Origin of the sequence: Noviherbaspirillum galbum (assembly GCF_010974945.1) — a bacterium.
In the GTDB taxonomy this organism is placed as follows: Bacteria; Pseudomonadota; Gammaproteobacteria; order Burkholderiales; family Burkholderiaceae_D; genus Noviherbaspirillum; species Noviherbaspirillum galbum.
In genome coordinates this window covers 34,213-60,598 of record NZ_JAAIVB010000044.1, presented here as the reverse complement: position 1 = coordinate 60,598, position 26,386 = coordinate 34,213, and the positions used below count along the sequence as shown (strand labels likewise).

At 63.1% G+C, this 26,386-nt stretch carries 20 protein-coding genes; 8 read left to right on the top strand and 12 right to left on the bottom strand.

The window, feature by feature from the left end; genetic code table 11:
* The first annotated feature begins 30 nt into the window (after positions 1 to 30).
* Positions 31 to 1,359 (top strand): cation:proton antiporter, encoded by a 1,329-nt coding sequence (locus G3574_RS13335; protein WP_163963899.1) that lies wholly within the window; start codon positions 31 to 33, stop codon positions 1,357 to 1,359.
* A gap of 73 nt (positions 1,360 to 1,432) precedes the next feature.
* Here the strand turns inward: G3574_RS13335 and G3574_RS13330 are convergent, their stop codons facing one another.
* The 3 genes from G3574_RS13330 to lptF are packed head-to-tail and all read right to left on the bottom strand — an operon-like array spanning position 1,433 to position 4,079.
* Positions 1,433 to 1,801: a sirohydrochlorin chelatase gene (locus tag G3574_RS13330; RefSeq protein ID WP_163963897.1), complete on the bottom strand. Its 369-nt coding sequence runs from the start codon at positions 1,799 to 1,801 to the stop codon at positions 1,433 to 1,435.
* A gap of 20 nt (positions 1,802 to 1,821) precedes the next feature.
* On the bottom strand, positions 1,822 to 2,949 hold the full coding sequence (gene lptG / locus G3574_RS13325; RefSeq protein WP_163963895.1) for an LPS export ABC transporter permease LptG: 1,128 nt from the start codon (positions 2,947 to 2,949) through the stop codon (positions 1,822 to 1,824).
* The gene (gene lptF / locus G3574_RS13320; protein ID WP_163963893.1) at positions 2,946 to 4,079 is read right to left on the bottom strand and encodes an LPS export ABC transporter permease LptF; all 1,134 of its coding nucleotides are present in this window, start codon (positions 4,077 to 4,079) and stop codon (positions 2,946 to 2,948) included. The genes lptG and lptF overlap by 4 nt, the downstream gene beginning before the upstream one ends.
* 242 nt (positions 4,080 to 4,321) lie before the next feature.
* On the opposite strand from lptF, the gene G3574_RS13315 reads away from it, so the two are divergent.
* The 5 genes from G3574_RS13315 to G3574_RS13295 all read left to right on the top strand — a co-directional run bounded on the left by G3574_RS13315 (position 4,322) and on the right by G3574_RS13295 (position 11,184).
* Positions 4,322 to 5,896 (top strand): leucyl aminopeptidase, encoded by a 1,575-nt coding sequence (locus G3574_RS13315; protein WP_163963891.1) that lies wholly within the window; start codon positions 4,322 to 4,324, stop codon positions 5,894 to 5,896.
* Between the two features lie 532 nt (positions 5,897 to 6,428).
* Entirely contained in the window at positions 6,429 to 8,126 is a 1,698-nt protein-coding gene (locus tag G3574_RS13310) for a hypothetical protein (RefSeq protein ID WP_163963889.1), read from the top strand.
* Positions 8,127 to 8,244: 118 nt separating this feature from the next.
* Positions 8,245 to 9,009, top strand: a complete 765-nt coding sequence (xth, locus tag G3574_RS13305; protein ID WP_163963887.1) for an exodeoxyribonuclease III — start codon at positions 8,245 to 8,247, stop codon at positions 9,007 to 9,009.
* Positions 9,010 to 9,172: 163 nt separating this feature from the next.
* Positions 9,173 to 9,634: a cache domain-containing protein gene (locus G3574_RS13300; RefSeq protein WP_163963885.1), complete on the top strand. Its 462-nt coding sequence runs from the start codon at positions 9,173 to 9,175 to the stop codon at positions 9,632 to 9,634.
* A 365-nt stretch (positions 9,635 to 9,999) separates the two neighbouring features.
* Entirely contained in the window at positions 10,000 to 11,184 is a 1,185-nt protein-coding gene (locus G3574_RS13295) for a hypothetical protein (RefSeq protein WP_163963883.1), read from the top strand.
* Positions 11,185 to 11,212: 28 nt separating this feature from the next.
* Here G3574_RS13295 and G3574_RS13290 read toward each other — a convergent pair whose 3' ends face one another.
* The 5 genes from G3574_RS13290 to prpB all read right to left on the bottom strand — a co-directional run bounded on the left by G3574_RS13290 (position 11,213) and on the right by prpB (position 19,493).
* Entirely contained in the window at positions 11,213 to 13,141 is a 1,929-nt protein-coding gene (locus G3574_RS13290) for a propionate--CoA ligase (RefSeq protein WP_328804783.1), read from the bottom strand.
* A 223-nt stretch (positions 13,142 to 13,364) separates the two neighbouring features.
* On the bottom strand, positions 13,365 to 14,555 hold the full coding sequence (gene prpF / locus G3574_RS13285; RefSeq protein WP_163963879.1) for a 2-methylaconitate cis-trans isomerase PrpF: 1,191 nt from the start codon (positions 14,553 to 14,555) through the stop codon (positions 13,365 to 13,367).
* 10 nt (positions 14,556 to 14,565) lie between these two features.
* Entirely contained in the window at positions 14,566 to 17,166 is a 2,601-nt protein-coding gene (gene acnD / locus G3574_RS13280) for a Fe/S-dependent 2-methylisocitrate dehydratase AcnD (RefSeq protein ID WP_163963875.1), read from the bottom strand.
* Between the two features lie 181 nt (positions 17,167 to 17,347).
* Positions 17,348 to 18,505 (bottom strand): bifunctional 2-methylcitrate synthase/citrate synthase, encoded by a 1,158-nt coding sequence (gene prpC / locus G3574_RS13275; protein WP_163963873.1) that lies wholly within the window; start codon positions 18,503 to 18,505, stop codon positions 17,348 to 17,350.
* A 97-nt stretch (positions 18,506 to 18,602) separates the two neighbouring features.
* Positions 18,603 to 19,493 carry a methylisocitrate lyase gene (prpB, locus tag G3574_RS13270; RefSeq protein WP_163963870.1) on the bottom strand — a complete coding sequence of 297 codons (891 nt, stop codon included), beginning with the start codon at positions 19,491 to 19,493 and terminating at the stop codon, positions 18,603 to 18,605.
* 209 nt (positions 19,494 to 19,702) lie between these two features.
* On the opposite strand from prpB, the gene prpR reads away from it, so the two are divergent.
* The gene (gene prpR, locus G3574_RS13265) at positions 19,703 to 21,313 is read left to right on the top strand and encodes a propionate catabolism operon regulatory protein PrpR (RefSeq protein WP_163963868.1); all 1,611 of its coding nucleotides are present in this window, start codon (positions 19,703 to 19,705) and stop codon (positions 21,311 to 21,313) included.
* Here the strand turns inward: prpR and G3574_RS13260 are convergent.
* Positions 21,304 to 21,957, bottom strand: coding sequence for a glutathione S-transferase family protein (locus G3574_RS13260; RefSeq protein ID WP_163963866.1), 654 nt, complete (start codon positions 21,955 to 21,957; stop codon positions 21,304 to 21,306). The genes prpR and G3574_RS13260 overlap by 10 nt on opposite strands.
* A 38-nt stretch (positions 21,958 to 21,995) precedes the next feature.
* On the opposite strand from G3574_RS13260, the gene G3574_RS13255 reads away from it, so the two are divergent.
* A complete protein-coding gene (locus G3574_RS13255; protein WP_163963863.1) occupies positions 21,996 to 22,187 on the top strand; it encodes a DUF1289 domain-containing protein in 192 nt (63 codons plus the stop codon).
* Between the two features lie 25 nt (positions 22,188 to 22,212).
* Here G3574_RS13255 and cls read toward each other — a convergent pair whose 3' ends face one another.
* From cls to glnL, 3 genes are all read right to left on the bottom strand, one after another.
* Complete coding sequence (cls, locus tag G3574_RS13250) at positions 22,213 to 23,487, bottom strand: cardiolipin synthase (protein ID WP_163963862.1); 1,275 nt, start codon at positions 23,485 to 23,487, stop codon at positions 22,213 to 22,215.
* Positions 23,488 to 23,597: 110 nt separating this feature from the next.
* Positions 23,598 to 25,199 carry a nitrogen regulation protein NR(I) gene (gene ntrC, locus G3574_RS13245; RefSeq protein ID WP_163963859.1) on the bottom strand — a complete coding sequence of 534 codons (1,602 nt, stop codon included), beginning with the start codon at positions 25,197 to 25,199 and terminating at the stop codon, positions 23,598 to 23,600.
* Positions 25,200 to 25,259: 60 nt separating this feature from the next.
* Positions 25,260 to 26,333: a nitrogen regulation protein NR(II) gene (gene glnL, locus G3574_RS13240; protein ID WP_163963857.1), complete on the bottom strand. Its 1,074-nt coding sequence runs from the start codon at positions 26,331 to 26,333 to the stop codon at positions 25,260 to 25,262.
* Positions 26,334 to 26,386 lie beyond the last annotated feature (53 nt).

Sequence of the window (26,386 nt, the reverse complement as noted above, 5' to 3'; positions counted from 1 at the left end):
CAGACCGTGATCGACATTGACGGACAAGCAATGCACACGAGCGACTGGTTCCTTCTCATCGGCCTTCTCATGCTGACCCGCGGCCTTGCGGTCAGCCTGCTGGAACGCCTTCCTTTCACCTCGGCAATCCTTTACCTTGCGGTCGGCCTCGTTCTCGGCCCGAGCGTGCTGAACCTGTTCTACTTCGACCCCTTAAAGAACGCCAAGTGGCTGGAAATCCTGGCGGAGGTGGCAGCCCTGATTTCGTTGTTCTCGGCCGGCGTGAAGATGCCGGTCCCGTTCTCACTGCGGCGCTGGATGCCGCCGATCCGGCTTGCCTGGGTCTCGATGACCATCACCGTCGGACTCGTTGCGGCCTTCGGTTTCTACGTCCTCGGCCTGCCGCTGGGGGCCGGCGTCCTGCTCGGGGCGATACTCGCGCCCACCGACCCGGTCTTGGCCACCGACGTCCAGTCCCGCCATCCGGGCGACAACGACCGCCTTCGCTTCACCCTGACCTCGGAAGCGGGCATGAACGACGGCACCGCGTTTCCCTTCGTCATGCTCGGGCTAGGACTGCTCGGTTTGCACGAGATCGGCGAGCTGGGATGGCAATGGGCGCTCCGGGAAGTCCTCTGGGCAACCCTGGGCGCGATCCTCGTCGGCGTGGCCTGCGGCGCGATCGTGGCCCGCATCGTGTGGAAGCTGCGCGGGCAGCAGCGCAAGCACGACGTGCTGGACGACCTCGTTGGCCTGGGGATGATCGCCATCGTCTACGGCATCAGCCTCGAACTCAAGACCTGGGGATTCCTCGCGGTATTCTTTGCCGCGGTGGCCTTGCGCCAGACCGAACTCAATCTCGCGACCGCCAGCGGCGTCAAGCCGGAAAAGCTCAACGCCGACGTGGCGGAACCGGCGGCGGTGGAAAACAGGAAGGAAGACGCGCCGCCGCCCATCGTCAGCGCCGAATCCCTGGTCTTCAAGGAACACCTCGAACGCCTCTCCGAACTGATGCTGGTGTTCCTGCTGGGCGGGATGCTCTTCGTCCCCTTCTGGAACTGGCGCACCGTCAGCCTCGGCCTCTTCCTGTTCTTCATCGCCCGGCCGCTCAGCGTCTGGCTGGGCATGCTCGGCAGCAAGACCTCGCTGCGCATCCGCGGCATCGCCGGGTGGTTCGGCGTGCGGGGCATCGGCTCGATGTATTACCTGATGTTCGCCATCAACCATGGGTTGCAGGAAGCGCTGGCGGAGGACCTCGCCCACCTGACCCTGATCGTGATCACGATGTCGATCCTGGTGCATGGGGTGAGCGTGAAGCCCTTGATGAACCGGCTGTGGGAGCCGAGCGAGGAGTCGGCTTCCAGCGAGGGAAAGAGATGACTCGAGGTCCCCTCCCTTTCATGGGAGTTCGGCAGACAGCATTGGAAGCAGCCGCAGCTCCGGATGTCTTTCCCTACACCCGCGACAGGCAATACTTCGCTATCGCCCCCAGCACCTCGGCATCCTCCCCCACCGCCGGGGCGACCTTCACCGCCATGCCGGGATGCGCCGCCCGCAGCTCCTCCACCAGCACCGGCAGGTCCCGCAGGACATGCCCGCCCTGCCCGAAGAATACCGGCACCACCGTCGCCTCGGCACAGCCGCGCGCCGCCAGGTCGGCCGCCACCTCGGGCAGGCGCGGCGTCATCAGCTCGAGGAAGGCGAGGTGCACCTCCAGCCCCGGTTGCTGCGCCCGGATGATTTCCTGCAGCCGCTGGAACGGCGCGGCCCAGCGCGGGTCGCGGGCGCCGTGGGCGAACAGGATGAGTGCGGAAGTCGTCATGGTGGATCCTCTTGCAAGTGTCAATGCCGTTCCACCCACCATAGCGCGCCCATCGCCACCAGCAGGAAGGCCATGCTGGGCAGGACCGCGGTGGCCAGCGCCGGCCAGGTATTGAGCAGCCCGAGATGGGAAAACAGGCTGTTGAGCAGCTGGAAGCTCACGCCGATCATGATGCCGATGAAGATCTTCAGGCTGACGCCGCCGGCCCGGAAATGCAGGTAGGCGAACGGCAGGGCCAGCGCCATCATGACCAGCACCGCGAAGGGGTAGGTCAGCTTCTTCCAGAACGCGATCTTGTAGCGGGCGGTGCTCTGGTTGTTTTCCTCGAGGTGCCGGGTGTAGGCCGCGAGGTCGAGCGCGGACATGCGGTCGGGATCGGCGAACAGCACCGTCAGGATGTCGGGCGTGATTTCGGAGATCAAGTCGCGCGTCGGCGCGGTCGTCGACTGCACCGCCGCGGAAATATCCGGGGCGCCGGTGAAGAAACGGGTCTCGGCGACCTCGCTCAGGCGCCAGACGTTGCGCCCCTGGTATTCCGCCTGGCGCGCGGTGACGAGGGCATTGAGGTGCATTTCCTGGTCGAATTCGTAGATCTTCAGGCCCTTGAGCGTGCCGTCGGGCGTGACTTCCTTGACGTTCAGGAAGCGCGAACCGATCGGATCGCCCTGCAAGCCCTTCTCGCGGATCACGTCCTTGGTCCAGAGGCCGGACCGGAACTCCTGGGACAGCGCCGAACCCTGCGCCTGCAGCTTGAGCTTTTCGGCGAATTCGCTGGCCATCGGCCCGAAGAACTCGCCAAAGACGAAGGTCATGGCGACGAAGCCGAGGCCGATCTTGGTCAGCATCCAGGTTGCCGAGCGGGTGGACAGGCCAGAAGCCCGCATGATGGTGAACTCGGACTTGGCCGCCAGCTGGGCCAGGGCGTAGATGGTGCCGATCAGCGCGGCGATGGGCAGCGTGAGGTAGACGTCGTCCGGCAGGCCGAGCAGCACGTACATGAAGGCGTGCTGGAGGGCGTAGCCGTTGCGGCCGACCTCGGGCAGTTCCTGCATCATGTCGAAGAAGGCGAACAGCGACATGAAAGCCACCAGCACGAACAGCACCGCGCCGACGATCTGCTTCGTCACATAGCGTTGCAGGACCGTCATTGCGCCTCCGCCTTGCGGAACAGCCAGGCCCGCTTGAAGCGGCCCCACATCGCCGCCGGGTGGCGCGGGCTGTTGAGGAAGAGCCGCCAGGAGAACAGCAGCGCGAGCAGCAGGAAGGCCAGCAGGTGGATCGGCCACCAGGCCATGCCCAGCGGCAGCCGCTGCTGCACCACCGAAGCCTGGAACACGTTCACCATGTTGAGGTAGATAACGAAGATCAGCAGCGCCACCATCAGGTTGGCGGAGCGCCCGCCGCGCGGGTTGACGAAACCCAGCGGGATGGCGAGCAGCAGGAGCAGCAGGCACATCAGCGGCACCGATACACGCCACAGCAGTTCGCCCCGGTTGAAGGGATTCATGTCGGAAAGCAGGGCCGGCGTGGACAGCGAGCGCGCCGACTTGTCGCCGACCACGGTCTCGGACTGCCGGCCCACCAGCACGCCGTAGCGCTCGAACTCCATCACCCGGAAATCGTTCTGCGAGGTCAGGCCGTCGTAGCGCCGCCCCTGGCTCATCACCAGAAACTTGTCGCCGTTGGGATCGAGGCTGACCGTGCCCTCCTTCGCCACGACCACGCTGGAACGGCCGTTCTGCACGGTGTTGACGAAGATGTTGCGCACCAGGGTGGCGTCGCCGCTCACGCCCTCGACGAAGAAGATGCGGTCGGCCGAGGCGGATTCCTGGAACTTGCCGGGCGACACCTTGGAAATGTCCTCGCGCTTCTCGAAGCGCTCGCGGAACTCGGCGCTCTGGCGGTTCGCCCAGGGCGCGACCACGAAGGTCAGGGCTGCGGTCACGGCGACGATGGGCAGGCCGAAGGCCAGCACCGGACGGATCCAGCGCGTCAGGCTCAGGCCGGAAGCGAACCACACCACCATTTCCGAGTCCTGGTAGCTGCGGGTCACCGCCATCAGCACCGAGATGAAGCAGGTCAATACCAGGATCACCGGCATGTAGGTCAGGGCCTGGAAACCGAGCAGCGCCACCACGTCCTGCGAGGCCACCTTGCCGCTGGCGGCCTGGCCGAGGGTCTTCATCAGCATGAAGGTGATGGTGATGGTGAACAGCGTCGTGAACACGGCGCCGGCGGCGCTGATCAGTTCGCGTCTGAGGGCGCGTTGAAAGATCATGGATGTCGTCGTTGAAGGGTTGAAACGGAGCAGCCAGAGAAGATCGCCGCGCTTTGGATGTCATCCCCGCGCAGGCGGGGATCCCAGTTCCCGCGCGTCATCGCGGTCGCGGGAATGATAACCGACGCCGACATGGTACGCGATGCCGGGCCCGGTTTCAGCGACGGAACGGCCCGCTCAATGGAACGCAAGTCGGCATGCCGCAGGTGCTCTATAATTTGCGCTTTCCACAAGGAGAGATCATGGACTTTAGCATAAAAACAATCGAGGCCAAAACCGGTCTGGGCGCCCTCAAGACGGGCTGCCTGGTGATCGGCGTCCTGGAGAACAAGAAGCTGTCGCAGGCGGCCAAGGACCTCGACCGCAGCGGCGCCATCGCCGCCGCCCTCAAGTCCGGCGACATCAGCGGCAAGCCCGGCAGCACCCTGCTGCTGCGCGGCCTGCCCGACATGGCCGCCGAGCGCGTGCTGCTGGTCGGCCTCGGCGCCGACGAGGACATCGCCGACAAGAGCTTCACCTCCGCCATCCAGGCCGTGGGCCGCGTGCTCGCCACCCTCGGCGCCGCCGACGCGGTGCTGGCCCTGCCGCTGGACAAATTCAAGAACCGCGACGCCGCCTGGGGCGCCCGCGCCGCGGTCATCGCCCTGCGCGACGGCGCCTACCGCTTCGACGAAACCAAGAGCAAGAAGGATCCGCAGCCGACCGGCGTGAAAAAGATCGCCTTCGCCGGCATGGCCGCCAATGCCGCCGAGCTCAAGAACGCCATCGCCGAAGGCGCGGCCATCGCCAACGGCATGGACCTGACCCGCGACCTTGGCAACCTCGCCCCCAACATCTGCACCCCGACCTACCTCGCCAACACCGCCAAGCAGCTCGCGCGCGACTACAAGTTCGGCGTCGAGATCCTCGACCGCAAGCAGATCGAAGCGCTCAAGATGGGCAGCTTCCTGTCGGTCCTGAAAGGCAGCGACGAGCCGGCCAAGTTCATCGTGCTCAAGCACAACGGCGGCAAGGGCAAGGATGCGCCGGTCGTGCTCGTGGGCAAGGGCATCACCTTCGACACCGGCGGCATCTCGCTCAAGCCCGGCGCGAACATGGATGAAATGAAATACGACATGTGCGGCGCGGGCTCGGTGCTCGGCACCTTCCGCACCATCGGCGAGCTCAACCTCAAGCTCAACGTCATCGGCGTGATCCCGGCCTGCGAAAACATGCCTTCCGGCCGCGCCTCCAAGCCGGGCGACATCGTCACCTCCATGTCCGGCCAGACCATCGAGATCCTTAACACCGACGCCGAAGGCCGCCTGATCCTGTGCGACGCCCTCACCTACACCGAGCGCTTCAAGCCGGCCGCGGTGATCGACATCGCCACCCTCACCGGCGCCTGCGTCACCGCGCTCGGCCACCACAACACCGGCCTGTTCACCCGCGACGACGCGGCCCACGACCAGCTTGCCGGCGACCTGCTCGCCGCCGGCAAGGAAACCGGCGACACCGCATGGCGCATGCCGATCGAGGACGCCTACCAGGAACAGCTGAAGTCCAACTTCGCCGACATGGCTAACATCGGCGGCCCGCCGGGCGGCAGCATCACCGCGGCCTGCTTCCTCGAGCGCTACACCCGCGCCTATACCTGGGCGCACCTGGACATCGCGGGGACGGCGTGGAAGGGCGGCGCGGCCAAGGGCGCGACCGGCAGGCCGGTGCCCTTGCTGACGACCTTCCTGATCAACCGGGCGAATGGCAGGAATGGCTCGGCGGTTCTGACTGCCGCGCCTGCCGTGAACACGACGGCGAAGGCTGGAAAGAAGGGCTGATCTCTTTCGGCTTCCTTCCGGCGCGGGGCTCCCTGCTCCGCGCCGCATCGTCATCCATTCACGCGCGGCCGTCGAGCCGGTTGCGCGTACCTCCGCATTCATTCCCTTCGCGTCGCCCTGCATCCCCTCCCGGCGGCCAACTTCCGCCTTCTCGCTCACACGGTCAACCTGTCGCTTCATTGCACTCGGCCACGCATCGACACATCCAGGCAATGGCAGGTCGATAACAGGCTTAGGGTTGATTAATAAAAATATTCTCCGCCATCTGGCTGCGGGACACTTTCAGGATCGCTGCAATGGGCAAGCTGCGCCTGCGCATCTGTTTTCCAAAGCAAGCCGGCCGTGACTTGAAGGCGACGATTGCCGCCATGCTGTCCCGAAAGGCATGACCGCGCAGGAAGGAATCCCATTCCGGCATGCCGGCGCGGAGCGCCGGACAAGCCCCCCAGTTTGTTATCGATGAACCGAATGCTGGCGCTTGGCACTGATTCCGCAGAATTTCCCTGTACCGTGATCTTGATAGGACGACCACATGGCTACCCTCCCGATCAGCCGCAGCAATCCTCTTTCCGAGAGCGCCATTGCTCCGGACGTGCAGCAGCATTACAAGGCGAACGCCGATAAAGTCCTCGCCATCCGCAATCAGATGGAGCAAAGCCTGAGGAACGGTGACGGAAAATGGAAGAAGATCGACGTTCCCACATCGGCGGCCTTCAATATCGAAGCCTACGCCAATGAACATTTCAAGGAACCGCCCTGGAAAGCCATCACCATCAAGGTCGGCACCACCGTGATCGTCATCGAACGCAACTTCAAATCGTACGGCCACATCCATGGATCGCATGCCCTGTTTTCGAAAATCGAAGGAAACGACGTAAAGGAAGCGCGCCATGTCATTCGTGACACAGAGCGGAATGCGATCCTGAGCGCACTGTATTACGACCACGAGGTGAGGAGTCCGAATTTCGCGCCGACGGAAGACAACGGCACGTCAAAAGAAGAAAAGGTAGCGTTGCTCGAAGAGAGAATCCGCGGCTTGATATCGGAACGGGAACAAGTCCAGGCTGGTCTTAGCGAGCAGAAACAAACCAACTCTGATCTGGAAGACATTCAAAAAGTCCTGCACCATCATCTGGAAGCGGCGCAACTCAAGCTTGAAGAATTGAAAGGAGTGACGAAAGCGGAACAAGCACCCGCCTCATCTCCTGTCATGCAATCTCACGTACAGTTCGAACCCACGGCGCAACCCGGTCCAATCATTCCTCAAGGCCAGGACGCCCCAGTGGAAATCTGCGTTGAAACTGATGACGATGCCGTGCCGGCGTTTGGTTCCGGCCAGGAAGTCGACTGGGAGTCAATGGCCATAACTGGCCGGTCCATCCGTTACTTCAACACCTCCGAGTCGTTGTCCGACGATACCTCTCATACAATCCATATCCCCGCTCGCCAGATTGGCGAGAACGAGTCCGAGCATTGGCCGAGCAGCGCGGCAGATGTTTCTGAAATACGGGCGGTTGATCCTGTCAAGGAAGAAGCGAAAAGTAGTGCGCGGCCTCCCATGCCACTCCGCAAACCGCCAGCAAGACCGACGCAGCAATCCAAAGAGGATGACGACGCTTTTCTGAGAAGCGTCGCGGCAGAATATAGCGGTTCGCGAGTCGTCGCAGTGGGCGATATCACGGCCGAATCAGCTGCGGGCCCCAAGGCTGAGCTAAATCGTCAAGGAGGGGTAGACCTTGGAAAGATCAGTGATTTCAATCAAAAGCTTCTTCCATGGGTCGAAGAGATTGAAAATGACCTTCTTGCTCTACATACACACACGTTAGATGATGCGAAGTCGAAAAGCCTTCAAGACGCCATTCCACTCCTGAAAGACGCTATCAAGAACTGCGAGCACCATTACAATGCCATGGCCAGCTCGGGTGCATTGGATACACCAATCCTGAAACAGACGCAGAGGCTCCTTGAGCGGGCAACCGATTGCCTGGAATTTTTCAATGCTTTGGAAGACGGACAGGGGAGCAGCCCGTCGTCAGCCATTACGACCTCCTCCCTTGCAACTGGATCAGTTGCAGCAGAAGCGGATGATGCGCAAGACGAGCTTATCGGCACTGTCGTCGTCAGAAGAGGCGCGCCTGCACCAAAGGAAGCAAAGCCTGCATCTTCAGGAAAACAAAGTGACGTCTCGGACTTCGAAACGGCATTGCAACGAACAGATTTAAGCAAATGAACAGGGGTTTGGCCTACGCTACGCGTTGCCAAGAAAACGGGGCTGGCGAAGTGCTGGTAAGGTAGAATCATTTCCGCTTCGTCCAACCCGGCCACTTACGGTCATTCCCCTCCCATCCATGAAACTCGCCACCTGGAACGTCAACTCCCTCAAGGTCCGTCTCCCCCACGTCCTGCAATGGCTGGAAGCCAACCCTATCGACGTGCTCTGCCTGCAGGAAACCAAGCTCACCGATGACAAGTTCCCGGTCGCAGAGCTGGAAGCGGCGGGCTACCAGGTCGCCTTCACCGGACAGAAGACCTACAACGGCGTTGCCATCCTCTCGCGTTTTCCCCTGCACGACGTGGTCAAGAACAATCCGCGCTTCGCGGACGAAAGCCAGCGTGTCATCAGCGCCACCATCGAGGGCATCCGCGTGGTTTGCGCCTACATTCCGAATGGCCAGGCGGTGGGCTCGGACAAATACCAGTACAAGCTGCGCTGGCTCGATGCCCTGCATGACTGGCTCGCCGACGAACTGAAGTCCCACGATCAGCTTGCCCTGCTGGGCGACTACAACATCGCGCCCGACGACCGCGACGTGCACGACCCGGCCGCCTGGGCTGGCTCGGTGCTGGTGTCCGATCCGGAGCGCGCCGAATTCCGCCGCCTGGTGGATCTCGGCTTCAAGGATGCGTTCCGCCTGTTCGAGCAGCCGGAAAAAATCTACAGCTGGTGGGACTACCGCATGATGGCCTTCCGCCGCAACATGGGGCTGCGCATCGACCACATCCTGCTGTCGCCAATGCTCGCCGCGCGCTGCACCGGCTGCGTGATCGACAAGCTTCCGCGCAAGTGGGAGCAGCCGTCGGACCATACCCCCGTGATTGCCGAACTGGCCTGAACGACTCAAAGGCGAGGTCGATCCCCGCTTCACCGCTTTCGTGCATGACGATTTTTCTTGCTGTTAGGAAAATCGTTTCCTATGCTGAACCTTGGCCGCCGTGTTTCCGCGCCTCGCGCCCGGCCGCGCCGTCCCGGCAAAACCTCAGACAAGGAAACCCGCCATGCCCTCTCCGTCCCGCCGCGCCCTCCTCGCCGCCGCTGCCCTCGCCTTCTGCTCGCATGCCTTCGGCGCCTCCGACAAGGGCACGCCCGACGAGGCAATGGCCCTCGTCAAGAGAGCTATCGCCTTCATGAAGACCAATGGCATCGACAAGACCGTCAGCGAGGTCAACAACCCCAGCGGCAAGTTCGTCGACCGCGACCTATACATCATGATCTACGACATGAACGGCAAGAACCTTGCCCATGGCGCGAATCCCAAGATGATCGGCAAGGATCTCATCGAACTGAAGGACGTGGACGGCGTGCCCTTCATCCGCGACCGCATCGAGATCGCCAAGACCAAGGGCTCGGGCTGGCAGAACTACAAGTTCACCAACCCCGTCACGAAGAACATCGAGCCGAAGGTGCTGTACATCGAGCGGTCCGGGGATTTGATCGTGACGTCGGGGGCGTACAAGTAAGCATCGGCGGGTTGCCTGCCTCGTAGCCATCATGCGAGGCAGGTGTGCTGGATGTCATTACACATTGCAGGTAGGCTATCGGTTCAACGCTGTTATTTCCGCCTGCCGCTAATATTTCCTTCGACCTCTGTCGTCTCCATCGTCCTCTAACATCTCCGTCGTCCCAGCCACCTCCTGTCATTCCCGCCTGCGCGGGAATGACGGAGGTATGCGCGAACCAACCTGGCTCATTCCATTTTCGCAACTCAATTAGTCGCGGTTAATAACTCTGTGGTGGCTGACAACAGTGGGAAACACTCCACTGTAAATCTGTCGCTCTCCTGGACAAGGATCGATATTTAACAGGTCAATCGAGGTGGTCCAACATGACAAAGCCAATCGTTGGGACGATACTAGCTAATGACGTCCCCGAGTCGAGCGCGAACTCTAGTCAAAGTCAAAACAGCAGCGAGAACAAGATCGTCATTGCGCCAAGTGGCCCCCATTCCAGCGGAATCGGCGTGACTGGACAAGGAAAATCGAATCCTTTGTCTGAGCGCCCACCGGGTGGCCGTTCAGGCCTCAACGCAACGCAAAATTCGATCACTGCAACAACTCCGACAATTTCATACCGTGCCAGCGAGGGCAGTCCTTTTCGCAGGAACGGCAATCAAGCCGTGTCAAGTCACTCGGTAGAAAACGGTTCTGTCCCTTTGAAAAGTCTAGGCCGGGAGCCTCCGCAACCGCCCCCCTATACTGTGGGCCCGCGCTCGGCGCCACCACCGCTATTCAATTCGTCTCCAAACACCGAAGGTCGGGTAAGCAAAACATCTTCAAATCGGCCACTTTGGATTCTTGAAAATGGAAGCTTGAGAAATCCAACAGCCAAGGAGAAAGAAGAAGCCAATCCCGGCATGAGAACCACGGCCTGCTCACCAGGCTTGGTCGATCAAGAAAATCAAAATTCGGGTCCTTTCACTCCGCGCGAAAGACCTGAAAAGCAGCAGTTTAACGATAAATACGCTTTGGATTTGATGAAGACGTCGCTCGAGGAAATAAGGAGCAAAAAGGCAGAAATGCAAAATGCCTCACGCGACAATCCCGATCCGACAGGCCATTCGGCGCAAATAAGCGAATTGAATGAAAAGATATTGCATTTCGAAACAGCGATAAAAAACTTAGAAGCGAAACCGAAAACATCTGACAAGCAGGTCGCTCCCAATATCGAACTATACAAAAAGGCGGCGTACGAACACGCGGGTCAACTAGAGAATGACAGCATTACCGTCTTGACTTTCTTTTTCGCAAACACGACAAGCTTGTACAAGCAAGGCATCGGCAACGATCCAAAATTCGTGGCAAAAATTACGTTGGCAGAAAGCAGTCTCATGCACATCAAGGCGCAGTCCGAAGCCATGTTGACCCACTTGGACAGGAACAACCACCCAGCTCCGGACGCAACCGAACTAAAGCAAAAGCTTAGGTCGAATCTCAAGCATGCGGATGAATTGCTCACACGGTTTAAACAGGCTTATTCCATCTTTCTTGGCGAGGGCAATGATTTGAAGTAGTTCTCAATCCATGGAGCCTCTGGCGCGACTACCCCGCCAACGCCTCCCTCACCTGCTGCAGCGACGCCGGATCCTCGATCGTCGTCAGGTCCCCCGGATCGCGCCCTTCGCACAGCGCCTGGATGGACCGCCGCAGCAGCTTGCCCGAGCGCGTCTTGGGCAGCAGCGTCACGAAGTGCACCCGCGACGGCCGCGCCACCGCGCCGAGCTGCTTGTCCACCACCGCCATCATTTCCGCCTCCAGGGTCTTCCTTCCCTCCGGCGTCGATGCGGCCTCGGCATTCTTCAGCACCGCGAACGCCACTGCGACCTGGCCCTTGAGCTTGTCTTCCACGCCGACCACCGCCACTTCGGACACGTTCGGATGGCTGGACAGGCTTTCCTCGATTTCGCGCGTACCAAGCCGGTGTCCCGCGACGTTGATCACGTCGTCCGTGCGGCCGAGGATGAAGTAATAGCCGTCACCGTCGCGTATGCCCCAGTCGAAGGTGGAGTACACCTGCCGGTTCGCGAAGTTGGACCAGTAGGTGTTGATGAAGCGCTTGTCGTCGCCATACACCGTCTGCATGCAGCCCGGCGGCAGCGGGCCTTCGATGACAAGCACGCCTTTCTCGTTCGCGCCACACTCCTCGCCCGTCGATTCATTGAGCAGCTTGACGTCGTAGCCGTACATCGGCAGGCCGGGGCTGCCGAGGCGGGTCGGCGTGTTTTCCACGCCGCGGGCAACCGTCAGGATGGGCCAGCCGGTTTCGGTCTGCCAGTAGTTGTCGATGATGGGAACGTTCAGCTCATTGGCAATCCACGACGAGGTGGTTTCGTCGAGCGGTTCGCCCGCAAGATACAAAGCCTTCAGCGACGACAGGTCGTGTTTCTTCATCAGCTCGGGCGGCTGCTTCTTCAGCACGCGCACCGCCGTCGGCGCGGAAAACATGCCCGTCACCCGGTACTTCTCCACGATGCTCCACCAGATGCCGGCATCGGGACGGATCGGCAGGCCCTCATACATGATCGTTGCCATGCCGGCGATCAGCGGACCGTACACGATGTAGGAATGGCCCACCACCCAGCCGATGTCCGACGTCGAGAAATAGGTGTCGCCGGGCTTGCCGCAGAAGATGGTTTTCATCGACGATGCCAGCGCCACCGCATAGCCGCCCACGTCGCGCTGCACGCCCTTGGGCTTGCCGGTCGTGCCCGAGGTGTAGAGCACGTAGGAGCATTCGTTCGATTCCAGCCAGGTGACCGGCACTTCGGCATGCATGCGCTCTTCGCGCAGCGCGTCGTAGCGCAGGTCGCGTCCGGGGGCCATTTCCATCGGCACGAGGCCGCGGTCCACGAGCAGCACATGCTCGGGCTTGTGGGCGGCAAGCTGGATGGCTTCGTCGAGCAGCGGCTTGTACGGCACGCTCTTGCCGCCGCGCGAACCGGCATCCGCAGAGATGATCAGCTTAGGCTTGGCATCGTCGATGCGGGTGGCGAGGCTGTGCGACGCGAAGCCGCCGAAGACCACCGAATGGATGGCGCCGATGCGCGCGCAGGCCAGCATCGCGAATGCCGCCTCGGCGATCATCGGCATGTAGAGGATGACGCGGTCGCCCTTGCGCACGCCCAGCGCCTGCATGATCGCGGCGGCGCGCATGACTTCCTGCTGCAGCTCGCGGAAGGTATATACCTTTTCTGTGTTCGTTTCCGTCGAGATCGCGATCAGCGCCGGCTTGTCGCCCTGCGATTCCACCCAGCGGTCGACGGCGTTGTGGCACAAGTTCGTGGTGCCGCCGACGAACCATTTCGTGAAGGGCGGATTGCTGTAGTCGAGTACCTTGTCGAAGGGGCGCTGCCAGTCGATGAGCTCTGCTTCCTTCGCCCAGAAGCCTTGCGGATCGCGGATGGATTGCTGGTGGAAGTCGTGATAGTTCATGTTGTCTCCTGGGGAAGAGATGTCTCGATTTCTTGTGATTGCGCTTGAAGGCCGGTGATGAATGGGATCCCCGCCTTCGCGGGGATGACAGCCTCATTGGCGCGACTGCCGTTGTCATTCCCGCGAAGGCGGAAATCCCATTTCTCTCATGCGCCAAGTATCGCCAGCCACGCTGACGATGAGCTTACGTCAAGCCTCGCAATGCATAAAAAAAGCGCATCCCCAAAAGGCAGATGCGCTTTTTCCTGCACGAAAGAAAGCCTTAGAACGCATCCCCCGGCACGCGCACCCAGCCTTCCATCAGCACGCGCGCGCTGCGGCTCATGATGGCCTTGGTGACGCTCCATTCGCCATTGACCTTCGCCGCTTCCGCGCCGACGCGCAGCGTGCCCGACGGATGCCCGAAGCGCACCGCCGTCCGCTCGCCGCCGCCGGCCGCGAGGTTGACCAGCGTGCCCGGAATTGCCGCCGCGGTGCCGATCGCTACCGCCGCCGTGCCCATCATCGCGTGGTGCAGCTTGCCCATCGACAACGCACGCACCAGCAAGTCGATCTCTGCCGCCTCGACCTTCTTGCCGCTGGACGCGACATAGCTGGCAGGCGGCGCGACGAAGGCCACCTTCGGCGTGTGCTGCCGCTTGGCCGCTTCATCGATGCTCTTGATGAGGCCCATGCGCAGCGCGCCGTAGGCGCGGATGGTTTCGAACATCACCAGCGTTTCGGCGCGGCTGTTGATGTCCTCCTGCAGCTCGGTGCCGGTGAAGCCGATGGCTTCGGCATTGATGAAGATCGTGGGAATGCCCGCATTGATCATCGTTGCCTTGAGCACGCCGACGCCGGGCACGTCGAGGTCGTCGACCAGGTTGCCGGTCGGGAACATGGAGCCTCCGGCGCCCTCTTCTTCGGCCGCCGGGTCCATGAATTCGAGCTGGACTTCCGCAGCCGGGAAGGTCACGCCGTCGAGCTCGAAATCGCCGGTTTCCTGTACCTCGCCATTGGTGATCGGCACGTGCGCGATGATGGTCTTGCCGATGTTGGCTTGCCAGATGCGCACCGTGGCGGTGCCGTTCTGCGGAACCCGCTCGCGGTCGACCAGGCCGCTCGCGATCGCGAACGATCCCACGGCGGCCGACAAGTTGCCGCAGTTGCCGCTCCAGTCCACGAAAGGCTTGTCGATGGAGACCTGGCCGAACAGGTAATCGACGTCATGCCCGTCGCGGCCGCTCTTCGAGAGAATGACCGTCTTGCTGGTGCTCGAGGTCGCGCCGCCCATGCCGTCGATCTGCTTGCCGTACGGGTCGGGGCTGCCGATCACGCGCAACAGCAGCTTGTCGCGGGCCTCGCCGGGAACCTGCGCGGCAGGCGGCAAGTCCTGCAGGCGGAAGAATACGCCCTTGGATGTGCCGCCGCGGATGTAGGTGGCGGGGATCTTGATTTGCGCTACATGTGCCATGCCGTTCTCCTCAAGCCGCCTGCTTCTCGGACGCCAGGAAATCCTGGGCAAAGCGCTGCAGCACGCCGCCCGCCTCATAGATCGACACTTCCTCCGCGGTGTCGAGGCGGCAGGTCACCGGCACCTCGACGCGCTCCCCATTGAGGCGATGGATCACCAGGGTGAGGTCGGCGCGCGGCTTGCGTTCGCCGGCGACGTCGTAGGTCTCGGTGCCATCGAGTCCCAGCGTCAGGCGCGTGGTGCCCGGCTTGAACTCGAGCGGAAGCACGCCCATGCCGATCAGGTTGGTGCGGTGGATGCGCTCGAAGCCTTCCGCGACGATCGCTTCAACGCCGGCGAGGCGCACGCCCTTGGCCGCCCAGTCCCGCGAGGAACCCTGACCGTAGTCCGCGCCGGCGACGATGATCAGCGGCTGCTTGCGTTCCATGTAGGTTTCGATGGCTTCCCACATGCGCATGACCCTGCCGTCCGGTTCCACGCGGGCCAGCGACCCGGGAATGACCTTGCCGTCCGCGTCGCGCACCATCTCGTTCTTCAGCGTCGGATTGGCGAAGGTGGCGCGCTGCGCGGTGAGGTGGTCGCCGCGATGGGTGGCGTAGGAATTGAAGTCTTCCTCCGGCAAGCCCATCTTTGCCAGGTACTCGCCGGCGGCAGAGTTCATCATGATGGCATTGGATGGCGACAGGTGGTCGGTGGTGATGTTGCCCGGCAGCACAGCCAGCGGCCTCATGCCCTTGAGCGTGCGTTCCCCGGCCAGCGCGCCTTCCCAGTACGGCGGACGGCGGATGTAGGTCGACATCGGCCGCCAGTCGTACAGGGGGCTGACGCTTTCGGTGGAAGCGGCGCGCTGCTCGAACATCGGGAAGTAGACCTTGTTGAACATCTCCGGCTTCACGCTGGACTTCACGATGGCATCGATCTCGTCGTCGGAAGGCCACAAGTCTTTCAGCGTGACGGGCTTGCCATCCTTGTCGACGCCGAAGGCATCGCGCTCGATGTCGAAGCGCACCGTGCCGGCCAGTGCATAGGCAACCACCAGCGGCGGCGAGGCAAGGAAAGCCTGCTTGGCATAGGGATGGATGCGGCCATCGAAGTTGCGGTTGCCGGACAGCACGGCGGTCGCGTACAGGTCGCGGTCGATGATTTCCTGCTGGATCTTGGGATCGAGCGCGCCAGACATGCCGTTGCAGGTGGTGCAGGCGAAGGCGACGATGCCGAAGCCGAGCTGTTCCAGTTCTTCCTTCAGGCCGGCTTCCTCGAGGTAAAGCGCGACGGCTTTCGATCCCGGGGCGAGCGAGGACTTGACCCAGGGCTTGCGCGTCAGGCCGAGGCGATTCGCGTTGCGCGCCAGCAGGCCGGCGGCGATCACGTTGCGCGGGTTGGAGGTGTTGGTGCAGCTTGTGATGGCGGCGATGATCACCGCGCCGTCCGGCATCTGGCCGGGCACTTCTTCCCACTTGCCGGCGATGCCCTTGGCGGCGAGGTCGGTGGTGGCGACGCGGGCGTGCGGATTCGACGGACCGGCCATGTTGCGCACGACCGAGGACAGGTCGAACTTCAGCACGCGTTCATACTGCGCGTTCTTGAGGGTGTCGGACCAGAGGCCTGCTTCCTTCGCATAGGTCTCGACGAGCTTGACCTGCTCCGCCGGGCGGCCGGTAAGCGTGAGGTAATCGAGGGTCTGCTGGTCGATGGAGAACATCGCCGCGGTCGCGCCATACTCCGGCGCCATGTTGGAGATCGTTGCGCGGTCGCCCAGCGTCAGCGAGGCGGCGCCTTCGCCATAAAACTCGAGATAGGAGCCGACCACCTTGGACTTGCGCAGGAATTCGGTCAGTGCCAGCACGATGTCGGTGGCGGTGATGCCGGGCTGGCGCTTGCCGCTGAGCTCCACGCCGACGATTTCGGGCAGGCGCATCCAGGAGGCGCGGCCGAGCATGACGTTTTCGGCCTCGAGGCCGCCGACTCCCACCGCGATCACGCCGAGCGCGTCGACGTGCGGGGTATGGCTGTCGGTGCCGACGCAGGTATCCGGGAAGGCGACGCCATCAATCGCGTGGATCACCGGCGACATCTTTTCCAGGTTGATCTGGTGCATGATGCCGTTGCCGGCGGGGATCACGTCGACGTTCTTGAACGCGTGCTTGGTCCAGTCGATGAAGTGGAAGCGGTCTTCGTTGCGGCGATCCTCGATGGCGCGATTCTTCTCGAAGGCTTGCGGATCGAAGCCGCCGCATTCGACGGCGAGCGAATGGTCGACGATGAGCTGGACCGGCACCACCGGGTTGACCTTCGCGGGATCGCCGCCTTGCGAGGCGATGGCGTCGCGCAGGCCGGCGAGGTCCACCAGCGCTGTCTGGCCAAGGATGTCATGGCATACCACGCGCGCCGGGAACCACGGGAAGTCGCGCTCGCGCTTGACTTCGATGAGTTGCTTCAGGGAGTCCACGAGGATGGTCGGATCGCAGCGGCGCACCAGGTTTTCGGCATGCACGCGCGAGGTATAGGGCAGCTTTTCCCATGCGCCCGGCTGGATGGCCTCGACGGCGGCGCGCGCATCGAAGTAGTCCAGTTTCGTGCCGGGAAGGTTCTTGCGGTAGGCGGTATTCATGATCGGTAGTGATGAGTGTGTGAGATTGGCAGGCTTTCTCTGTCATTCCCGCGAAGGCGGGAATCTAATCTCGGTCGTCCGGAGAAACGCACAATGGGATTCCCGCCTGGGCGGGAATGACAGAGGGTTTGGCTGCCTGCATCGATGGAGAAACCTTCGCCTGACTACCAGGTTTCTTCCCTTACTTCCGTTCCTTGATCGGCACGAACTTCAGGTCTTCCGGACCAACATAGTTGGCGCTCGGGCGGATGATCTTGTTGTCGATGCGCTGCTCGATGATGTGCGCCGACCAGCCGGAAGTGCGGGCGATCACGAACAGCGGCGTGAACATCGCGGTCGGCACGCCCATCATGTGGTACGACACGGCGGAGAACCAGTCGAGGTTGGGGAACATCTTCTTGATGTCCCACATCACGCTTTCCAGGCGCTCGGCGATGTCGAACATCTTCATCGAGCCGGCTTCCTGCGACAGCGTTCGCGCCACTTCCTTGATGACCTTGTTGCGCGGATCGGAGATGGTGTACACCGGATGGCCGAAGCCGATGATCACTTCCTTGTTTTCCACGCGCTTGCGGACGTCGGCTTCGGCTTCGTCGGCGTTGTCGTAGCGCTTCTGGATTTCGAAGGCGACTTCGTTCGCGCCGCCGTGCTTCGGGCCGCGCAGCGCGCCGATCGCGCCGGTGATGGCGGAGTAGATGTCGGAACCCGTGCCGGCGACCACGCGGCCGGTGAAGGTGGAGGCGTTGAACTCATGCTCGGCGTACAGGATGAGCGAGGTATGCATCGACTTCACCCACAGCTCGGACGGCGCCACGCCATGCAGCAGGTGCAGGAAGTGTCCGCCGATGGAGTCGTCGTCGGTCTCGACCTCGATGCGCTTGCCGTTATGGCTGAAGTGATACCAGTAGAGCAGCATCGAGCCGAGGGATGCCATCAGGCGGTCGGCGATGTCGCGCGCGCCGGGCGTGTTGTGGTCATCCTTCTCGGGCAGCACGCAGCCCAGCGCCGAGACGCCGGAACGCATGACATCCATCGGGTGGGACGATGCCGGCAAGGCTTCGAGCACCGCCTTGACGTTGGCGGGAATGCCGCGCAGCGCCTTGAGCTTGGCCTTGTAGGCGACGAGTTCGGACACGGTCGGCAGCTTGCCGTGGACCAGCAGGTGAGCGATCTCCTCGAATTCGCAGGTGTCGGCGACGTCGAGGATGTCATAGCCGCGATAGTGCAGGTCGTTGCCGGTGCGGCCGACGGTGCACAGCGCGGTGTTGCCGGCGGTGACGCCGGACAGGGCAACGGATTTCTTCGGCTTCGGGCCGGTGGTGGTTTGTTGTTCGCTCATGGTGGCTCCTCTTGGAATGGTTGGATCTCGTGCTCCGTTCGAACTCCCTCCCCTTCAAGGGGAGGGAGCCCTGGCGGGAATGAACCTAAACTTTTGCTCACTTCCCCTTCTGCTGGGCGAACAGTGCGTCGAGCTTCTGCTCGAAGTCGTGGTAGTTGATGCGGTCGTAAAGCTCCATGCGGGTCTGCATCGTATCGACGACGCTCTTCTGCGTGCCGTCGCGGCGGATGGCGTTGTAGACGTTTTCCGCAGCCTTGTTCATGGCGCGAAACGCGGACAGCGGGTACAGGATCAGGCCCACGTCGACGCCCTTGAGTTCTTCCACGGTGTACAGCGGCGTGGCGCCGAACTCGGTGATGTTGGCGAGTACCGGCACCTTCACCGCGTCGGCGAAGGTCTTGTACATGTCGAGCTGGGTGATGGCTTCGGGGAAGATCATGTCGGCGCCGGCTTCGACGCAGGCCTGGGCGCGGTCGAGCGCGGCTTCGAGGCCTTCCACCGCGAGCGCGTCGGTGCGGGCCATGATGACGAAGTTTTCATCGGTACGGGCGTCCACGGCCGCCTTGATGCGATCCACCATCTCCTGCTTGGAAACGATCTCCTTGTTGGGACGATGGCCGCAGCGCTTGGCGCCGACCTGGTCTTCGATGTGCATCGCGGCCGCGCCGAACTTGATCATCGACTTGACGGTACGGGCGACGTTGAAGGCCGACGAACCGAAGCCGGTATCGACGTCGACCAGCAGCGGCAGGTCGCAGACGTCGGTGATGCGGCGCACGTCGGTCAGGACGTCGTCGAGGTTGGAAATGCCGAGGTCGGGGAGGCCGAGCGAACCGGCCGCGACGCCGCCGCCGGACAGGTAGATGGCCCGGTAGCCGGCGCGCTTGGCAAGCAGGGCGTGGTTGGCGTTGATGGCGCCGACGACCTGCAATGGTGATTCTTCCTTGATGGCTTGGCGGAATTTCGCGCCGGCGGATTGCATGCTCATGGGTTCCCTCTTCGGTAAGGCGTTGCAGTGTTTGAATGGCCCAGCAGTATTGCAAGCGGTATGCCACGGACTGCATCCGGGAAAGCCCTACCTAAAAACGTTGTGTTTTCAAGCGCTTACCTTTGCTGGACACCGAATTGAAACAACGATAGGCGTTTCATTCGCTTCAGATGGCGTTACAATGAAACATTTCAAGCATACGATGAAACATGCGACGCCCCGCTGAACCGACTGCGACCGCCGATCACAAGCCCGTCATCTGGACGGTTGCCATTTCCCGGCTGCAAGACCTGTTCCGGGACATCATCCCGGAATTCGATGACCGCGCCGACATCGAACCCATCACCCTCGGCTTCGAGGACGCGGTCCGGCACATCCGGGAACGCCTGGAAACCGAGCGCTGCGACGCGGTCATCGCCGCAGGCTCGAACGCCGCCTACCTCAAAAGCCGCCTGAGCCTGCCGGTGGTGGTGGCCAAGGCGAGCGGCTTCGACGTCATGCAGGCGCTCGCCAAGGCGCGCAAGATCACGCCGGACATCGGCCTCATCACCTACCAGCAGACCATGCCCGAGCTGGTCGATTTCCAGAACACCTTCGGCCTGCGCATCATCCAGCGCACCTACGTCACCGCCGAGGATGCGCGGGCGCAGATCAGCGAGCTCAAGGCATCGGGCATCAAGGCGATCGTCGGCGCGGGCTCGGTGGTCGACCTCGCCGAGGAGGCTGGCCTGGCGGGCATCTTCATCTATTCGGCGGCGTCGATCCGGCAAGCCTTCGAGGATGCGCTGGAACTGGCGCATTACACCCGCCTCGAGAGCGGCAGGGTGGCGCCTGCTGCCGACGACCGCCCGCGTGCCAGGCACGGCATCGGCAGCCTGCGCGGCGATTCGCAGCCGATGCAGGCGGTGCGGCAATCCATCGAGCTTTTCGCCAAGTCCTCGGCGACCGTGCTGATCCAGGGCGAAACCGGCACCGGCAAGGAACTCGCGGCGCAGGCGATCCACCGCGAAAGCCAGCGCGCGCGCTTTCCCTTCGTGGCGATCAATTGCGGGGCGGTGGCGGAGTCCCTGCTCGAGTCGGAACTGTTCGGCTACGAGGAAGGAGCGTTCACCGGGTCGCGGCGGGGCGGCCGCGCCGGCCTGTTCGAGGCGGCCAGCCGCGGCACGCTGTTCCTGGACGAGATCGGCGAGATGCCTCTGCCTTTGCAGACGCGCCTGCTGCGGGTGCTCGAGGAAAGGGAAGTGATGCGGGTGGGCGGCACGCGGCCGGTGCCGGTCAACGTGCGGGTCATCAGCGCCACCCATTGCGACCTCGACCAGCGCGTGAAGGAAGGCCGTTTCCGCGCCGACCTATTCTATCGCCTCTGCGTGCTCAGGCTGCGCCTGCCGCCCCTGCGCGAGCGCGCCGACGACCTCGTCACCCTGGCGGAGTGGTGCCTGAAGAATGCTCTTGCCGACCTCGGCACGCGGCCGCATGCCAACCTGCATGCGGAGGTCGTCGCCTGCGCGCCCTTGCTCGGCGCGCACGCCTGGCCGGGCAACGTGCGCGAGTTGCGTAACCTGATGGAAAGGCTGGCGCTGTTCCTGGCCGCCGAGCCGCTGCAGGCGCTCACGCCCAGCCTCCTGCTGAAGATCGCGCCGGAACTAGCGTCAGGCGCAGCGCCCGCGGTCCTGCTGCCGCCCGACGCGGAGGTCGAGGACATCGCCGGCGTGCTGGCGCGCTTCAAGGGCAACCGGGAAGCCGCCGCGCGCCACCTGGGCATCAGCCGCACGACGCTGTGGCGCAAGCTGAAGGAAGCGGGCCAGGAAAGTCAGACGTAGGGTTCGCCCAATCCTTCCGCCTCGAAGGTCTTCTTGACCGCCGGGCGGGCCAGCATCATCTGCTGGAAACGCGAGAGTTGGGGCCGATTGCGCGCCGGATTTTGCATGCCGCGCGTCCAGCGGCTGAGCATGAAGGCATAGTGATCGACGACGGAGAGGCGGTCGCCGAGGAAGAACGGGCCCTGCCCCGCCGCGGCTTTGTCGGCGAGATGCGATTCCATCAGGTCCAGCATGCTTCCCACGCGCTCTTCCGCATGGCGCTTGACGACCGCCGCCTGCGCCGCGTCATCCACCAGCCGGTCGGGATAGAAGTAGGTGATCAGCTCGGCCTGCAGCGTATTGGTCAGGTAGACCAGCCACTTGTAGAACTCCGCCCTCTCCTTCGTGCCGGGCGCCGGGGCCAGGCCGGCCTCGGGATGGGTATCGACGAGGTGCAGGCAGATCGCGGCGGTCTCGAAGAGCACCATGTCGCCGTCGACCAGCACCGGAATGCGCCCCGTGGGGTTGAGCTTCATGTACTCGGGCTGGCGGTGCATGCCCTTTTCCTGGTCGACGAAGATCAGTTCGTGCGGCAGCTTGAGTTCATTCAGCAACATGTGCGGCGCAAGATTCGCGCTGCCGGGGTTGTAGTAGAGCTTGAGCATGGAATCTCGCCTATCATTGTCGTTTTAAGGCCTCCATTATGCAGAATTCCCGTCCCAGCCGTCCCGATACGCCCTGCGTTGCCGTCTGTTCCACCACCTTCGACGAGGTATGCCGCGGCTGCGGCCGCACCGTTGCCGAAGTGGCGAACTGGGTGTTCATGACGGAAGACGAGAAGGAAGCGGTCTGGCGCCGCATCACGGCCGAAGGCTATCCGCGTCGCAAGGGCTGATCCGCAATCTCCGCGCGCGACGCCGTCAAAGCTGCTGGCCGATCAGGGACAGCGCCTGCTCCAGCAGCTTTTCATGCCAGGGACGCCCTTCCCATTGCTCCAGCGTGACCTGCCGCGCGTGCTTCACATCGTCCTCGAACACCTTCGCCATCTCGGCCGCGAACGCCGGATCATAGACGTTCAGGTTGGCTTCATCGTTCAGGCGGAACGAGCGGTTGTCGAAATTGGTCGAGCCGGTGGAGACGAGAAAGCCATCCACGATCATCACCTTGCAATGGAACATCGTCGGCTGGTATTCGTAGATGCCGATGCCTGCCTTGAGCAGGTCGCCCCAGCGCGCGCGCGAGGCGCGGCGGACCACCTCGGTATCGATCTTGTCGCCTGGCGTGATGATGCGGATGCGCACGCCGCGCTTCGCGGCCTCGACCAGCGCGCCGATCGCGAGTTCGTCCGGCACGAAATAGGAACTCGACAGCAGGATGCTTTCGCGTGACGAAGCGATCGCCAGCAGGTACATCAGGTGCATGCTTTCGCTGCCGCCGGACGGGCCGCTGCTGAACATCTGCGCCGCCTTGTCCCCGGCGTTCTCGATCTCCGGGAAGTAGTCCGGCGTGTGCAGCACCTTGCCGGTCGCCTGGACCCAGTTATCCATGAACACCGCCTGGAACTGCAGCGCCACCGGGCCTTCCACGCGGAAATGCGAGTCCCGCCAGTGGTTTTCGTCCTGCGCGTTGCCGGACCACTTGTCGGCGATGCCGACGCCGCCGGTGAAGGCGACCCGTCCGTCTACCACCAGCAGCTTGCGGTGGGTGCGGTTGTTGAGGCGCGAGAGGTTGTACCACTTCGGCTGGTGATAGCGCGCCACCTGGACGCCGTCGGCGCGCATCGCCTGCAGCAGGGAATCGTCCATCTTGCTGCTGCCGACCCAGTCGAGCAGCACATGCACCTTCACGCCCGCGCGGGCGCGTTCGCGCAGCGCGTCGGCGAAACGGCGGCCGACCTCGCCCGACCAGTAGATATAGGTCTCGAAGGTGATGGTGGTGCGGGCCGCGCGGATGGCGTCGAGCATGGCGGGAAAGATCTCGTCGCCGTTCTCCAGGTGCCTTACCTGGTTGCCGCGGACGATGCTGGGGCCCAGCAGCACGCCCATGCTGCGCAGGAATTGTGGGTCGCGGGCGGCGTAGGGACTGCGGACCTCGACTTCGATCTTCTTGTCGTCGGTCGTCAGGTTGGAGACGAGCAGGGTCAGCGCCAGGGTGGCGGCAACGGCAAAAAGCAGGTGGCGGAGTCGGAATCGCAAGGGCTGGCGGCATGAGAGTTGAACTCCACCATGCTAGGGCGAATGCCGCCAGCGCGCATTGAGCAGGATGAAGCCTGGTGCGCGGGCGACCGGGCTCATCCGCTCGTTTTTCACTCCTCCTTGGCGCCGTCGATGCCGAGCTCGTGAATCTTGCGCGTGATCGTGTTGCGCCCGATGCCCAGGCGTACTGCCGCATCGTTCTTGCGGCCGTGGGTGTGCCGGAGCGCGGTCTTGATCAGGGCGGACTCGAATTGCCTGCCCAGCGCATCCATGACTTCGGGCTGGCCGGCGGCGAGCATTTGCGCGGCTTCCGATTCGAGCAGTGCGATCCAGTTGGACTTGTCGGTCGCCGACGCCGCGTTCAGCGACGAGGACAGGCTGCCGTGCAGGCCGTTGAGGCCGTTCGGACCGGCGGAAGCGCTGCCGTTGACCGGCGCGGCCGCGCCCGACACGATGGACGCCCCGGGCATCGCGGCGCCGCCGGATACGCCATCGGCTGCCGCGAAAGCCGGGACGGGACGGGACGGCATGCCGGCGGTCATCGGCGGCGTGAATTCCTGCCCATGGGTCAGGTCGTGCGGCAGGTCCTTGACCTCGACCGTCTGCCCCGGGGCCATCACCGTGATCCAGTTGCAGAGGTTTTCAAGCTGGCGCACGTTGCCCGGCAGTTCGAGGCCGCTGAGGAACTGCATCCCGCTGTCGGACAACCGCTTGGCTTCCACGCCCAGCTGCTTGGCGCTCTGCGCCAAAAAGTGGCGCGCCAAAATGGGGATATCCTCGCGCCGCTCCCTCAAACTGGGCAGGCGCAGGCGGATCACGTTAAGCCGGTGATACAAGTCCTCGCGGAACAATCCCTCCTTGACGCGCTGCTCCAGGTTCTGGTGGGTGGCGGCGATGACGCGCACGTTGGCCTTCAGGGGCTGGTGTCCGCCGACCCGGTAGAAGTGTCCGTCCGACAGCACCCGCAGCAGGCGCGTCTGCAGATCGAAGGGCATGTCGCCGATTTCATCGAGGAAGAGCGTGCCATTCTCGGCCTGCTCGAAGCGGCCGCGCCGCGTGGCCTGGGCGCCGGTAAAGGCGCCGCGCTCGTGGCCGAAGAGCTCCGACTCCAGCAGGTCCTTGGGGATCGCCGCGGTATTGAGCGCGATGTAGGGCTGGGCCGCGCGCGGGCTGTGCTTGTGGAGCGCGCGCGCGACGAGTTCCTTGCCGGTGCCGGACTCGCCGGTGATCAGCACGGTGACGTTCGATTGCGACAGCCGGCCGATGGCGCGGAATACATCCTGCATCGCCGGCGCCTGGCCAAGGATTTCGGGCGTATCGGCCACCGCCTGCTCGATGTCGGCCTCGCGCAGGCTTTCCTCGAGGGCGCGGCGGATCAGCTCGACCGCCTTGTCGATGTCGAAGGGCTTGGCAAGGTATTCGAAGGCGCCGCCCTGGAAGGCAGCGACCGCCGAGTCGAGGTCGGAGAAGGCGGTGATGATGATCACGGGCAGGCCGGGATGCTTCTCCTTGACCATCTGGAGCAGTTCCAGGCCGGATTCTCCCGGCATGCGGATGTCCGACACCAGGACCTGCGGCATGCTGGTTTGAAGCGCATCCATGGCGTCCCGCGCATTGGCGAAACTCCGGGTGGCGAGGTTTTCACGGGCCAGCGCCTTTTCAAGCACCCAGCGAATTGATTCGTCGTCGTCAACAATCCAGATTGGCTTCATCGTTTTCTAGTATTCCGAGGCGTGTGGCGTTCGGTGGGTCCGTCCCCGTGCGTTGTGGGCTCAGGGCAGCGGGATCAGTATCCGGAAGTCGGTGCATCCCGGCCTGCTTTCGCATTCGATCACGCCGAGGTGCTGCTGCACGAAGGTTTGCGCAAGCGTCAGGCCCAGTCCGCTGCCACCCTCCCTGCCCGACACGAGCGGGTAGAAAATGCGGTCGCGGATCTCTGGCGGGATGCCCGGTCCGTTGTCAATGATATGCAAGTCTAATGCCAGCCTGTAACGTACTTTCGCCAGGGTGACCTGGCGGGCGACGCGCGTCTGCAGCGTGATCTGGGCGTCGCCCTGCGCGATGCGTTCCTTGAGCGCCTGCGCGGCGTTGTGCGTGATGTTGAGCACCGCCTGGATGAGCTGTTCCTTGTCGCCGCGGAATTCGGGCACCGACAGGTCGTAGTCGCGCTTGAGCGCAAGGCCATGGGGGAATTCGGCCATGATCAGGCTGCGCACGCGCTCGCACACCTCGTGGATGTTGACGTCGCCGACGATGTGCGGCCGCTTGTGCGGCGCGAGCAGGCGATCGACGAGGGTTTGCAGGCGGTCGGCTTCCTTGATGATCACCTGGGTGTATTCGCGCAGTTCCTTCAGGTGCCGCTCGGGCAACTCGAATTCGAGCAGCTGCGCCGCGCCGCGGATGCCGCCGAGCGGATTCTTGATCTCGTGGGCCAGGTTGCGGATGAGTTCCTTGTTGACCTGGCTCTGGTCCAGCAGGCGTTCCTCGCGGTCGAGCTTGAGCTGCTGCACGTTCTCGCGCAATTCGATCAGCACCGGCAGGTCGTGCCGGTCGAGCGCCGTCACGACCACGTGCACATGCAGGGGTTCGCGGCCGTGGCGTTCGAGCGTGAGGTCGAGGCGCTTGTCGGCGAACTGGTTGGCCGTGGCCTGGCGGATGACGTCGGAGAGTTCCTCGCCGTTGAGGAAGAGCTTGCCGAGGGTCTGGCTGGACAGCATCTTGAACGATGCCTCCAAGAGGTTTTCCGCGGCGGCGTTGGCGTAGGCGACACGGCTTTCCGCATCGAGGATGAGCACGGCCGAGGAAAGCAGGTCCAGGCCGTCGAGGGGAACTGATGTCGTTTTCACGTGGAGCCGGTGGTGACGTTCATGGAAAGTTCATTATGCATTGTGTGCCCCAA